Source organism: Brachyspira hampsonii, from assembly GCF_002214805.1.
Taxonomy (GTDB): Bacteria; Spirochaetota; Brachyspiria; order Brachyspirales; family Brachyspiraceae; genus Brachyspira; species Brachyspira hampsonii.
This window is the reverse complement of the sequence record NZ_CP019914.1, coordinates 817429-831427: the sequence shown is the minus strand read 5'-3', so window position 1 is coordinate 831427 and position 13999 is coordinate 817429. Positions and strand designations below refer to the sequence as shown.

The window sequence follows — 13999 nt, the reverse complement described above, 5'->3', positions numbered from 1 at the left end:
AGGATTATTTATGAAATTAAAAAAAGTATTAATTATTATTTATATATCTTTATTAATTTTATTTGTTATAAGTTTAATAGTTCTTAGTATTTTAGGCAGCAAAGAGAGGGTTGGGTACTTATCTGATATCTTATTAAATATAGAAGAAACATTAAATAATAATTCTATAAATGCTAATAATATTAAAAACATAGAAGAGTATATACTTACAAATAATTCAATGACTAATTATGTTTATAATTTTAGAATAAGTTATTATGATAAAGTATTTAGAAACAGTGATATATATGGAGTTTATTTAAATACAAACAGCTTACCTAATTATATAAAAGATATTAAATTTGTAAATAAAGGAAGTCCGTTTGGCACACTAATATCATCTGACAAAATAGAAGTAAATATAGATAATATTAAATATTCTTTAAAATTAAAGTTTTCTAATTTATTTTTATATTTAATATTATTTTATATATTTGTTATTTTAGTATATATTTTTAGAAAGTCATTATTTAATATTTTACATTATATTGTTTTTATTTCCAAAAAATATAGGAAATTGTTGTTAATATATTTCATAATATACATATTTATTTTATTTTCTTTATTTATATTAGGTAAAGTTAGCAGAGTAGGTTATTTATCTGATATTTCTATCAATACTGATGATACTTTGAGATTAAACAATATAAATATAGAAACTACTAAAAAATTATTTTCTTCAAATGATAAATCAGATTATTCTTCATTAACCAATTATATTTTTACAAATAATTCAATTACTAATTATCTTTATAATTTCAGAATAAGTTATTATGATAAAGTATTTAGAAATAGTGATATATATGGTGTTTATTTAAATACAAACAACTTACCTAATTATATAAAAGATATAAAATTTGTAAATAAAGGAAGTCCTTTTGGTACTCTAATATCATCTGATAAAATAGAAGGAAATATTAATAATATAAAATACAGTTTAAAACTTAAACTTACTTTTTTAATAACTATATTGTTATTTTTTATATTTGCTTTACTTATTAGACCTATTATATTAGAATTTGTAAGTCTTATTAAAATTAGAATTAACTTAAAAAACATATATGTATATATACTTATAATATTTTTATGTTTTTTGATAATGCCTAATATAATATATATTTTATTTGGAAGTTATTTTGACAATACCAATTATGAGAATAGATTAAAAGCTAATAAACCTATTTTATCCATAAATAATTTATCAAAATATCCAAATGAATATGAAAAATATTTTAATGATTATTTACCTTTTAGAAATGAATTGATACAATTAAAGAATATTATAGATTTTTTAATTTTTAATAATATTTTATCACAAAGTGCTATACTTGGAAAAAATAAATGGGTTTTTTTTAAAGAAATTAGGTATGTTATACAAAATTATATTGGAATATATAGATTTTCTGATGAAGAATTAGAAAATGCCGAAAATAATTTACTTCATTTTAGAAATGAATTAAGAAAAAAAAATATAGATTTTGTGTTTATGATATGTCCTGATAAAACATTGATTTATACTGATTATATGCCATACTATGTTAAGAGAAAGACCATGATTAATGCTGCAGAACAATTTGTAAATTATATTAGAAAAAATACAGATATAAAAATAGTTTATCCTAAAGAAGAATTATTGAAATATAAAGATACATATTTATTGTATTATAAATACGATTATCATTGGAATTATTTAGGGGCTTATATAGGATATAGTGAATTTATGAAAACTGTTGGTATTAATGTACCTGAAATATATAATCGTAATATTATATTAACTAATATGCTTCCTTTTTATAAAGATTTGACAGGTTTCATAAATTTATATAGTTTTTTAAAAAAAGATATAGAAAAAATATATACGATATCAGGTTATAATAATTATAATATAATTGAAGGTACAAATGTTTTTAGCCAATATGTATTAGTAAAACCAAAGTTAAATACTAATGTTATTAATAGAAAATTGTTTGTTATACGTGATTCTTTTTCTCAAGCAATGTTCGAATATCTTTCTTCTAGTTTTTCACAAGCAAGTTATAGACATATTGACAGGTATAAAAATTCTGAAATAATAAAAGAATATCCTGATATAGTATTATTCGAAACAGTTGATAGTTTCTTAAAAGAAAGGTTATTTAAAGTTATACCAAATTATAAAATAGAAGAAATTAATAAAGATTTAGAAACTAATTCTGCTACATCCAATAATTAAATTGACAAAACTTTTATATTTAGTATTATATAGCATAGATTTTATTATGGGGTTATAAATATTGAAAATAAAAGATATAGGCTTTGATGAATACTTTGAAAAGTTAGCATTAGAGAGCTTGAATATTAATTCTTTGGAAGAAATTAATAATGAAGAGCTTGTACCTGCAAGGGTAATAAGAATTAATAAAAGATACTACACGCTTTTTTCTGATGACGGAGAGTTTTTAGCAAGAATTAAAGGAAAGATTAGATATAATTCTGAAATACAAAGTGAGCTTCCTGTTGTAGGCGATTGGGTATTAATGAAAAAGTCGGATAATAATGCCTTTATTGATACAATACTTACTAGAAAAAATATTTTATATAGAAAAGCTAATATTAAAAAAAATGATATTCAGGCTATAGTAAGCAATATTGATTATGCCTTTATTATAGTAGGTATTGATAATGAAATGCCGATGTCTGCTATAGCAAGATATTTGTCGGTAGTTCATACTTCTGGTATAAAACCAATAATAGCCATAAGTAAAATTGATTTATATGAAGATGAAGAATACAAAGAATTATTATCAACTATAAAAGACACTTATCCTAATGAAACAGCATTCGCCTATAGTTCAAAAACAGGTAAGAATGCAGATACATTTTTGAAATATATTAAAAAAGATACTTCATCAGTTTTCATAGGAGCATCAGGAGCTGGAAAATCTACTATTATTAATTATCTTTTGAAAGATGAAAAGATGAAAACTCAAGAGGTAAGAGAGTACGATTTTAAGGGAATGCATACAACTACACATAGAGAACTTTTAGTATTGGATAGCGGAGGAGTAGTAATAGATACACCGGGATTAAGGAATTTAGGTTTATGGGAAGATGATAAAGGTATAAAGAAGACTTTTGAAGATTTAGAGGAGTATGCCAAAAGATGTAAGTTCAAAGACTGTACGCATCAGCATGAACCGGACTGCTATATATTAGAACTTCTTGAAAACGATGAGATACCCTATGAGAGATATGATGCTTATATAACCCTTCTTAATGAAAATAGAGAATTACAAAAAAGTTCTATAGAGATAAAGAAAGACAGAAAAGCGGCTTTAAAAAAAATAACAAAACATGGAAATAGGAATAAAAAACTTAATAAGTAGTGTTTGACTAATGCTATAAACGAGCAGCTGATAACTGACAATGGAAGTTATCAGCTATTTTTTAGCGAGTTTATAGCTAGCAATAATAAAAAATGGCATTAAAGAAAATTACTAGACATAAAAATAAATATGACAAAACTAATAAAAGGTAAGTTATCGGCTATTTTTTAGCGAGTTTATGACTATCAATAATAAAAATCTATTAAATAAAAAATTTATAAATTCATATATTATATTTTGTTAATTTACAATATCATAATAAACAATTAGAATTTATAATAAAAGACCTGTTTTATATAAATTTAGTTTACATAAAATAAAAATAATATAAAAAAATGTAAAGTTTAAACAAATTTTATTTACAAAAAATTGACAAAAATCATTATATTTATTATACTATTTTTATAAGTTTAAGTATCATAAAAAAGTGGGAGATTTTTATGGATAATTTGAATTCTAAAATACTAATATTTTCATTTGTTTTATTTTTGATATTTTGTTTAAATGCATTTTCAAAAAGCAACATAGCCATTATTGATGCGGCAGGAAGAGGCGATATAAATGAGGTAAAATCACTTATAAATAATGGTGCTAATATTAATCAGCAGGATAGAGTAGGCGAAAATGCTTTAATAGAAGCAGCAGAAGGCGGGTATATAGAAGTTGTAAAATTGCTTATAGAAAATAAAGTAAATTTGAATCTCAAAAGCAAATGGGGCAGAACTGCATTAATGAGAGCTTCTTCTAAAGGCTACACTGATATAGTAAAACTTCTTGTAAATGCGGGTGCCGACATAAATATTAAAGATAATAGAGGAAGAACTGCATTAACTTATGCAAATCAAAGAGGACATCAAGATATAGTAAAAATTTTAAAAGCATCAGGTGCAAAATAAAATTAAGGAGATATAATTATGAAAAAAATTACAGTTTTAATTTTTATTATTAGTATGAATATTTTTGCTCAAAGGAATATGACACCTTTAATGGAGGCTTTGGAGAAGAAAGATACTAAAAGAGCTATAGAATTAATAAATTCAGGAGTTGATCTTAATACAAGAGATAGACAAGGAGAAACACCGCTGATAGAAGCATCAGAGGAGGGACTTCCTGAAGTTGTAAAATTATTGATAAGTAAGAAAGTTAATTTGAATGATGTTAATAATAATAAGAGAACAGCTTTAATGAGAGCATCAAGCAGAGGACATGTCCAAATAGTTTCTATGCTTATAGAAGCAGGAGCTAATATTAATATGAAAGATAAATACGGAAAAACAGCATTAGGTTATGCTACTCAAAGAGGACATCAGAATATAGTAAAAATATTAAAAGCAGCAGGTGCGAAATAAAATTAAGCTATAATGAAAATTATATTTTTATTGATAATTATTAATACAGTCTCATTAGTACATGTATATATTTTAAAAAATATTAATAGCAATATAACTTATAATTCAGGTGCTAATATATACTAAATACAGAGTTATATAAATTCTGAATGATATGCTAAAATAGTTGTTATGTTTTTAATGCTGTTCTTATATATTAATATCGAATATAAATATGTAGAAACTGATTTAGATTATGTCTTTGAATTATATCATAAATATATTGTTCTTAATATTAAGAAATTAATTTGTCATATATGAATTATTAAATTGTTTTATAAAATTTATTTAATTTTTTAAAAAATATTTTTGTAAAAATAAAAAATGACGATTTTATAATATGAGATTTTCATGTAAATTTTTTAATATAGGAGTTTTTTATGAAATTAAATAAAAAAATATTTTTATTTTTTACTATTCTATCATTATTAATTTGTAACAATGCATTTTCTAAAAGTAATGTAGATTTAGTAAATGCTGCAGAAAATGGTGATATCAAAAAGGTTAGAGAACTGCTTAGAGACGGTGCCAATATCAATGAACAGGACTCTAAAGGGGATAATGCCTTAATGAAAGCATCAGAAAACGGACATATTAATGTTGTAAGACTTTTAATTGATGCTGGTGCCAAAGTTAATTTAAAAGATAGAAAAGATAAAACAGCTTTGACTTATGCTTCAGAAGAAAAGCATAAAAACATAGTTAGTCTTTTAAAAGCAGCAGGCGGTAAATAATTAAAAAGTTTTTAAATAAAATGTAAAAAAATGTTAATTTTATTTGAAATTACTATATATAACATTGATAATAAATTTCAATTATAATATAATATTTCTTAAATTTAAATTTTTATAAAGGGAAAAGAAAATTATGAAAAAAATATTATCTTTATTTATAGTAATGACAGCATTATTTGCTCTATCATGCGGCGGTAATAATTCTAATACTGCTAAGGAAGATACAACTGTTGCTATAGAAGCTCCGGCATCAGATATTGTAGTTGTTACAGTTGAAGATTTATTAGGAAAAGAGTATTCTCTTACTAATATGTATGAAGGTAAAGAAGTTACTATAGCTTTTTCTGATACTAATATGTTAGGCGGAAAATCAGCTGTTAATAGCTATGTTACTGAGTTTTCATTAGACGGTAATAAAATAAAATTAAATGCTTTAGGTTCTACTAAAATGATGGGACCTGAAGAAGATATGGCAGTGGAAACAGAATATTTACAAATATTAAACGGAGCTGATACAATCTCTTTAGATGGAGATGTATTGACTATTACTACAGCCTCAGGTACTAATTTAATCTATACTTTCAAAGGTAATGTAGAAACAGCAAGCGAAAATGCCAATTAATTAACACTATCTATATTTTTAAGCAAGATAAATATTTTTATATTATCTTGCTTTTTTATTTTAAATTTTTTAATAAACTATTGACTTTTATATTCAGTAGTATAATATAAAAGTATATTTTTGTTTTTTAGAAAAATATTTGGAGTGATCATGAAATTGAATAAATATATTTTTATACCGCTATTATTTTGTTTGACTATAGTCATATCATGTTCAGAAAGTATGCCTTTAAAAGAATATAAGGATGCCACTACATTGAGAGATAAAGCTATAAGATATGATTTGCAAAACTATTCTAAAGAACAATTTGATATAGCTGAAGCAAGTTATTCGGAAGCTATTATACTTATAGATGAAAATAAAGATTTGGCAAAGGTAAAAGATCTTCTTACTACTGCATCAAATTCATATCAGACAGTATTAAATGAAGGACTTCCTCAATATGCTGAAGTTTTAAAAAATGAAATAGATTTAGAAAGAGTATATTCTAAAGAAGTAAAAGCATATAGAGTAGATAAAGATAATTATGAGTTTGCTGAACTCAATTATATAAATGCATTATCAGCTTTAAGTACAAATAATTATGAAGAAGCAGTTAATTGTTTTTTAAATGCTAAGAAATATCATCATAAAGCATATTTCACAACTAAAATAAGATACGATGAAAGTACAAGAGGAATAAAAGAGGCAGAAGATAAAATTAAGCAGGTTGATGAATTAGATGTATCATATTCTAAATAATCATTTTTACTATAACTTATAAAATTAATGGAGAAAAATATGAAAAAGGGATTATTTTTATTTATCTTATTAACATTTTCTTGTTTCTTATATGCTCAGGAAACAAATACTTTGGTTTTACCGCCTGAACTGCCTGCAGATTTGCCTGCTAGTATAAAGGAAAGTGATGATTATAAATTGGCACAAAGATATAGAGAAATGGCTATAGATGCCCATAGTGTAGGAGATTATAATCAAAGTATAGAATATTCAAGACAAAGCAAAGAATATTCTGATAAAATTATATTAAGATACGGCGTTTATGAATATGTTTTGAATAGCCAGAGAGATGCAGAAAGAAAACTTACCTTATTTAAAGGAGTTGGAGGCGATACTAATGAATTAACAACTTCTTTATATGAAGAATCCGTTACTGATCTTAATTCTGCACATAGTATGCTTGAAGCATCTACTAACAGCACTGATTATACTAATACTATGCTTGAATATAATAAGTCAGCTGAAAAATCTGAATTAGGATACAATGTTCTTGCTATAGATTTGAGAAGAGAATATTTAATGAGTGAATCAGTATTAACTAATGGTGATAATAATGATACACAAATCACAAATTTGAGAGATGAATCTAAAAATGCATTAAGCAGCGGAGACTATACTAATTCTTTGACAAAATCAAGAGAAGCTATGAATATGCTTGATATGTTGGAAGCTCCATTAGCTTATGCAAAAGCTCAGGATTCTATGGATAAAGCTAAACAAGACGGCTATAATAATAGTAAGCCTAATTTATATACAGAAGCTTTAAAATCATTATCTTCAGCAGGCGAAACTTTGATAGCTAACAATTATACTGACTCGCTAATGCATTCTAAAAATGTTATAAGTTTAGTTAATTCAATGGAAAGTTCTTCCGGAGATATATCTTCTTCTGAAGGAGTACAAATGGTAGTATCAGATGGCTCCTCATTCCCTCAATATTATATAGTTCAATCAAGAAGAGCTAATACAGATTCATTATGGCGTATCGCTTCTTATGACTTCATCTATGGTAATGGTAATTTATGGAAAAAAATATACGATGCTAATAAAGATACTATAAAAGATCCTAATGTTATAAGAGCAGGTCAAAGATTAATTATACCTAGTATTAAAGGAGAAACAAGACAGGGAACTTATGATACTAATCAAACTTATGGTAATATAACTACTTTCTCTACTAATAATCAGGTTTCATCTACAAATAATCAAACTAACCAAATGGAAGGTAATGTAATTATAGAAGATGAAGCTGCTATGGAAGAACAATCAGAACAGACAGAAGAAACTGTTATAGATGAGCAAACTGATACTGCAGAAATGACAGAAGACACAGCAGTTACTGATGAGAATGCAGAAATGGCTGATGATGTAACAGCTGCAGATGAGAATACTGAAGCGGAAGAAATAAATCAATAATAGAAATAAATTTATAGAAAATAATTACGAATATTATTGAAGTTATTATAATATATAAGAGGTACATATTTTGGGTAAAAAATTAAAAATCATTACTATTTCATTGTTGGGGCTGATTATATTCGGAACTGTTCTTATAGCACAAAAGCCGAAAACTTCAAAAGAGCATCTTTTTATAGAAACAAATTTTGGTACTATAGAAATAGCTTTCTTTCCTGAAAAAGCACCAAAACATGTAGAAGCTATAAAAAAACTTGCCAATGAAGGCTTTTATGACGGAACACTTTTTCATAGAGTTATACCGGGTTTTATTATACAAGGAGGAGACCCTCTAAGCAAGCAGCCTAACAGAGCTTTGCATGGTACAGGCGGTCCTAATTTCGTAATACCTGCAGAGTTTAATGATGTTTCCCATAAAAGAGGTATATGCTCTATGGCTAGGGGAACAAGCATTAATAGTGCCGGTTCGCAATTCTTTATCTGTGTAGCTGACAGTCCTTTTTTAGACGGACAATATACAGTATGGGGTGAAGTTGTTAGCGGTATGGATGTTGCTGATAAAATAGTGGCATTAAAAAGAGATGCTAATGATAATCCTTTAGAACCTGCTAAAATGAATAGAGTTTATGTAAAAACAGTTAATTAATAAAGGAAAATGGGAAATTAAAATGAAAGAGCATTTATTTATTGAAACCGATTATGGTACTATAGAAATAGAATTCTATCCTGAAATAGCACCAAAACATGTGGAGGCTATAAAAAAACTTGCCAATGAAGGCTTTTATGATGGAATAAGATTTCATAGAGTAATACCTAACTTTATGATACAAGGCGGAGATCCTGTAAGTAAAGATGCAGCAAAAAGATATTTGCATGGTACAGGCGGTCCGGGATTTAATATTCCTGCTGAGTTTAGCAATAAACCTCATAAAAGAGGAATATGTTCTATGGCTAGAAGTCAGGATCCTGACAGTGCCGGTTCTCAGTTTTTCATTTGTGTAGCTGATTCTCCTCATTTGGACGGACAATATACAGTTTGGGGAAATGTTGTTGATGGTATGGATGCTGTTGATAAAATAGTGGCATTAAAAAGAGATCATAATGACAACCCTATGGAAAATTCTACTATGAATAAAGTTTATATTAAAGAAGTAGAATAATTTTATAAGTAGTAAATAATAAAGACGAAGCTCAGTATATGAGTTTCGTCTTTTTTATATTTAAAAGTTTTAATTTATCATTGCTTTACTGATTTTTTCTGTACAAAGTAAACAGCAAATGCCATAATCAAATAAATAGCCGAAGTTATTAAAGCAGTTATAAGATTATCCCAAGTGGAGCCTACAGCAAGTACAGTATTGAGTATAGGAACTATTAAAAGACCTGTTACAGACATCAAAGAAAAACCTAAAGAGAATTCTGTTAATGCGGGGCTTTTGTATTCAGGATCGCATATTTTTAAAAGAGTCATTCCTGTTATGAGAACTCCTGTTAAAGTGCCCCATGAAATTATAGCTCTTTCAAATGCATAATCATCTTTAAATAGCATATTATGAAATATAAATACTATTAAATAAGTAAATATAAAACCTGCTATGCACATAACTATTATAGGTGCTATATAATGTATTATAGCTTTTATAGGCAGACTTGTTATAGCAGATACTATGGCAAAGTCGCTCAATGTACCTATTATCTTTGCTTTAACCTTTGCATCTACCATCCAAGATAATTTTAATTTTTTTATGATCATATTTAAAGCAAACATTATAATCATAGAATAAGTCCATACAGGAAGAACATCTAATCCCGGTATTTTTAATTTTTTTATAAAATTTAAAACTATAAAAGCTAATCCACATACAGCAAATATTACAGCCAAATGAAAAGTTATAGTTTCTATTGAGCTGCTTAAAAAAGTTTCTCTTCCTAAACTAGCCTGCCTGCTTATATCATTATTGTATCCTAGCTCCATATTTTTATCTATTTTGTTTATATTTTGACTATCTTCATTAGCATCAATAATTTTTTTTATAACATTGGTCTTATTTCTTCTCACTGCAATATTAATGAATATGATTCCAAATATCATTCCTCCGACAAGCCCTATTGTAGCAGTAGTTAAAGCAACTCCTTGTGCTATCTCCCATTGAGGTATTCCAAAACCTTCTAAAAGTTTTCCTGTAGCTGCAGCAAGTCCATGACCTCCGGCAAATCCGGCTGAAAGTTCATAGCCAAAAGTTCTGTACATTCCTATTTCCGGATTTATTTTCGTAAATAATATATTAACAGCATATCCTATAGCAGATTGAAACATACTTGCACATTGAAATATACCGAATGCTATTAAAACTTTTGTAGGATAAAGTGATTTTATGCTTTTTGTTTCGTTTAGAAACATACCCAATGGAATTGCGGCAAATATAGGTATTGATAATATTCCTGGAAGCAATGAATAAGTGCTTATCCATTCTGATGATATAGAATAGTTTGAGAACTTGCCTAATATTTCAGGAGATATTAAAAGCCCTATAAAGCCTCCTATTACAGAAGCTGGCAAATATAATTTTTGAAACAGCTTTATTTTAGCCCTTAAAAAAACTCCTATAAGCAGCAGCACCGATAATAGAGATAATGACTGAAGTAATTCAGTTAATAGTTTAGATGTCATATTTGTTTCCTTAAAAATGAATGTTTTTATTTTTTTAATTATTTAATTTTTTATTTTTATCTATTTTTTTATTGCTTTTATTAGTTTGAGAATCTTCTCTTTCTTCTATTTTAATAACATCCCCATAGAATTTAGGAGGTCTGTTTAATAAAATATCAATAAACATTAAAACCCTTGCCCCTAATTCTCTTGGAAATTGTCTTATTCTATAAAGTTTTCTCACATTATTTGCATTATAGGCTATGGCATTAATATTTTTTTGTCTTGCTATTAGTATTGCTCTTTCATTATGAAAAGGCTGAGATACTATTGTAAAATTAGTAAGTTCAAAAACTTTGTTTGCTCTTATAATAGAATCTCTAGTTCTAAATCCTGCGAAATCCAAAAATATATGATTTTTATTAACTCCCAATTTTATTAAATCAAGACGCATTTGTCTGGGTTCATTATATGATTTATATCTGTTATCTCCGCTTACAAGTATATATTTCACTTTTCCGCTTTTATATAATTCATAAGCTGCTTCCATTCTGAATTTGAAATACATATTTATTTTACCATTGTTCATATACTTGCTTGTGCCCAATACTAACGCAACATCATTATATGGTATTTTTTCTATTGATGAATATATATATCTTTTTGAATATAATGAAACAGATGAATATAATATTATTGAGCATATTAAAGATAAAATAATAATTTCAGGAATAAAACTTAAAATAGAAATGAAAATGAATAGTATATAATTTATAAATTTATATATATAGCTTTTCTTTTCTATTCTATTTTCTATTATTCTTTTATTATTTTTAATATATAATATTTTATTTTTGTATCTATCTTTTAATATCTTTACTATCTTCATAAAACCTGCAATATGATTGTTTTGATAGTATACTTAAAATAATTTATATTGTCAATTCTTATTAACATAAAACTTGATAAAAAAAATTTACTTTAAGTATTGCAATATTACTCAAAAATATTATAATATAAAGCAAATATCAGAAGGAGAATAAAGATGAATGCATCATCTATTAATAGCATGAATGCTGTTTTTTATGATATGAAAAAAAATCCAGCATCTGCATCTAATTTTTATAAACAAAATAAATCTTCAAAAACTATTTTTTTCTTAAACATTCTCCTCTCTATTCTTGTCAATATCCTGTAATATTACAATCTTTTTATTATAAAATACATTATTTAATATAATACATTTAAAAATAAAATTTCTATAAGTAGAAATACTAATAAGAAAAGTAAAATGCTATAAAACATAAGGAGTTATTTAATGAAGTTAAACGGTTCTGATATAATAATGGAAGTTCTAATAGAAGAAGGTGTAGATACAGTATTCGGATATCCGGGCGGTGCTGCTTTATTTATATACGATGCTATTTATAAATATAGAGATAAAATAAAACATATAATGCCTGTAGATGAGGCAGGAGCATGTCATGCTGCTGACGGTTATGCCAGAGCAAGCGGAAAAACCGGAGTTGTAATTGCAACTAGCGGACCGGGGGCAACTAATTTGGTAACACCTTTAGCCACCGCTTATATGGACAGTGTTCCTTTAATTGCAATAACTGCTAATGTTCCGGAAAGTTTAATAGGTAAAGATTCATTTCAGGAAGTTTTTATTGCCGGAATAACAATGCCTATAACTAAACATAATTTTGTTGTAAGGGATATTAATGAACTTGCAAACACCATAAGAAAAGCATTTGTAATAGCTAATACTGGAAGAAAAGGGCCTGTTTTAATAGATATACCAAAAAATTTCACATTTGCAGAAACAGAATTTACTAAAAGAGAAAAATTTATTCCAAAACATATAGAAATAAGTTCAGAAGATGAGAAGACTATAGATTTAGTTGCAAAATTAATAAATGAATCTAAAAGACCTATTATATATTTCGGAGGCGGTGCTAAGGATTCAAGCGATAAATTAAGAGCGTTTATGATTAATTCTAATATACCTTCAGTGCATACATTAATGGGAGCCGGAGTATTAGGATATAATGAAAAATTAAATATAGGTCTTTTGGGAATGCATGGATCTGCCACAGCTAATAAAGTTATGAATGAAGCTGATTTAATACTTGCTGTAGGTACAAGATTCAGCGATAGAGTTGCTTTAAATACTTCTAAATTCGGAGGGGTTGCTAAAAAGGTTCATATAGATATTGATAGAAGCGAAATTAATAAAAATGTTCATGTTGATTATAGTATAATAGGCGATTTAAATGATGTACTAGATAGATTTAATAAGTTAGTAAAAAGAGTAGATGATGATGAGTGGGTAAAATATTTATCAGACTTGAAAGCTAAAGAAATGAAAGAAGATTCTGACAGAAATACTGATAAAGATGGAATTTATCCAAATAAAGTTATGGATATAATAGGGGATAAAACTAAAGATGAAGCTGTTTATGTTACAGATGTAGGTCAGCATCAAATGTGGGCTGTTCAGTATATAAGACATACCAAGCCTAGAAGTTTCATAACAAGCGGCGGATTAGGTACTATGGGATTCGGATACGGTGCCGCTTTAGGATGTCAGGTTGCTAAACCAGATAGAAGAGTAATACATATAACAGGAGACGGTTCTTTTTATATGAATTTAAATGAAGTGGCTACTGCCGTTGAATATGATCTTCCTGTTATAAGTATCATACTTAATAATAGTACATTGGGTATGGTAAGACAATGGCAGACTATATTTTATGGTAAGAGATATTCAAGTACTGATATAAATAAAAAAATGGATTATGTAAAAGTGGCCGAAGGTTTTGGAGCTAAAGGTTTTCGATGTGAAACTATAAAAGAATTTGAGGCGGCTTTTGAAGAGGCATTAAAATGTAAATGTCCTGTATGGATAGAATGTGTTATAGATAAAGATTTAAGAGTTTTGCCTATGATACCAGCCGGCGGAACTATAGATGACATAATAGTAGATTAATAAATAGCAGGAG

The 13999-nt window shown here is 26.8% G+C and carries 14 protein-coding genes; 12 read left to right on the top strand and 2 right to left on the bottom strand.

The features are described from left to right. The first annotated feature begins 10 nt into the window (after nucleotides 1-10). From BHAMNSH16_RS03360 to BHAMNSH16_RS03315, 10 genes are all read left to right on the top strand, one after another. Nucleotides 11-2251 carry an alginate O-acetyltransferase AlgX-related protein gene (locus BHAMNSH16_RS03360; protein ID WP_083250057.1) on the top strand — a complete coding sequence of 747 codons (2241 nt, stop codon included), beginning with the start codon at nucleotides 11-13 and terminating at the stop codon, nucleotides 2249-2251. 61 nt (nucleotides 2252-2312) lie between these two features. Further along, a complete protein-coding gene (rsgA, locus tag BHAMNSH16_RS03355) occupies nucleotides 2313-3404 on the top strand; it encodes a ribosome small subunit-dependent GTPase A (RefSeq protein ID WP_008727486.1) in 1092 nt (363 codons plus the stop codon). A 440-nt stretch (nucleotides 3405-3844) separates the two neighbouring features. Next, nucleotides 3845-4300, top strand: coding sequence for an ankyrin repeat domain-containing protein (locus BHAMNSH16_RS03350; RefSeq protein ID WP_008727487.1), 456 nt, complete (start codon nucleotides 3845-3847; stop codon nucleotides 4298-4300). Nucleotides 4301-4318: 18 nt separating this feature from the next. Beyond that, nucleotides 4319-4753: an ankyrin repeat domain-containing protein gene (locus BHAMNSH16_RS03345; protein WP_008727488.1), complete on the top strand. Its 435-nt coding sequence runs from the start codon at nucleotides 4319-4321 to the stop codon at nucleotides 4751-4753. A gap of 419 nt (nucleotides 4754-5172) precedes the next feature. Further along, a complete protein-coding gene (locus BHAMNSH16_RS03340) occupies nucleotides 5173-5526 on the top strand; it encodes an ankyrin repeat domain-containing protein (protein WP_069731767.1) in 354 nt (117 codons plus the stop codon). A 133-nt stretch (nucleotides 5527-5659) separates the two neighbouring features. After that, complete coding sequence (locus tag BHAMNSH16_RS03335; RefSeq protein WP_008727490.1) at nucleotides 5660-6148, top strand: META domain-containing protein; 489 nt, start codon at nucleotides 5660-5662, stop codon at nucleotides 6146-6148. Nucleotides 6149-6298: 150 nt separating this feature from the next. Beyond that, nucleotides 6299-6889 (top strand): hypothetical protein, encoded by a 591-nt coding sequence (locus BHAMNSH16_RS03330; protein ID WP_008727491.1) that lies wholly within the window; start codon nucleotides 6299-6301, stop codon nucleotides 6887-6889. A 39-nt stretch (nucleotides 6890-6928) separates the two neighbouring features. After that, nucleotides 6929-8344, top strand: coding sequence for a LysM peptidoglycan-binding domain-containing protein (locus BHAMNSH16_RS03325; RefSeq protein WP_008727493.1), 1416 nt, complete (start codon nucleotides 6929-6931; stop codon nucleotides 8342-8344). A gap of 70 nt (nucleotides 8345-8414) precedes the next feature. Next, on the top strand, nucleotides 8415-8990 hold the full coding sequence (locus BHAMNSH16_RS03320; protein WP_008727494.1) for a peptidylprolyl isomerase: 576 nt from the start codon (nucleotides 8415-8417) through the stop codon (nucleotides 8988-8990). 22 nt (nucleotides 8991-9012) lie between these two features. Further along, complete coding sequence (locus BHAMNSH16_RS03315) at nucleotides 9013-9504, top strand: peptidylprolyl isomerase (protein WP_008727495.1); 492 nt, start codon at nucleotides 9013-9015, stop codon at nucleotides 9502-9504. Nucleotides 9505-9581: 77 nt separating this feature from the next. Here BHAMNSH16_RS03315 and BHAMNSH16_RS03310 read toward each other — a convergent pair whose 3' ends face one another. Next, nucleotides 9582-11015 (bottom strand): sodium/glutamate symporter, encoded by a 1434-nt coding sequence (locus tag BHAMNSH16_RS03310; protein ID WP_069731768.1) that lies wholly within the window; start codon nucleotides 11013-11015, stop codon nucleotides 9582-9584. Nucleotides 11016-11049: 34 nt separating this feature from the next. After that, nucleotides 11050-11883 (bottom strand): SanA/YdcF family protein, encoded by an 834-nt coding sequence (locus BHAMNSH16_RS03305; RefSeq protein ID WP_083250058.1) that lies wholly within the window; start codon nucleotides 11881-11883, stop codon nucleotides 11050-11052. A gap of 156 nt (nucleotides 11884-12039) precedes the next feature. On the opposite strand from BHAMNSH16_RS03305, the gene BHAMNSH16_RS14280 reads away from it, so the two are divergent. Together BHAMNSH16_RS14280 and ilvB are read left to right on the top strand one after the other, a co-directional pair. Beyond that, nucleotides 12040-12192, top strand: coding sequence for a hypothetical protein (locus BHAMNSH16_RS14280; protein WP_164071384.1), 153 nt, complete (start codon nucleotides 12040-12042; stop codon nucleotides 12190-12192). Between the two features lie 120 nt (nucleotides 12193-12312). Then, complete coding sequence (gene ilvB, locus BHAMNSH16_RS03300) at nucleotides 12313-13986, top strand: biosynthetic-type acetolactate synthase large subunit (protein WP_008727496.1); 1674 nt, start codon at nucleotides 12313-12315, stop codon at nucleotides 13984-13986. The last annotated feature ends 13 nt before the right edge of the window (nucleotides 13987-13999 follow it).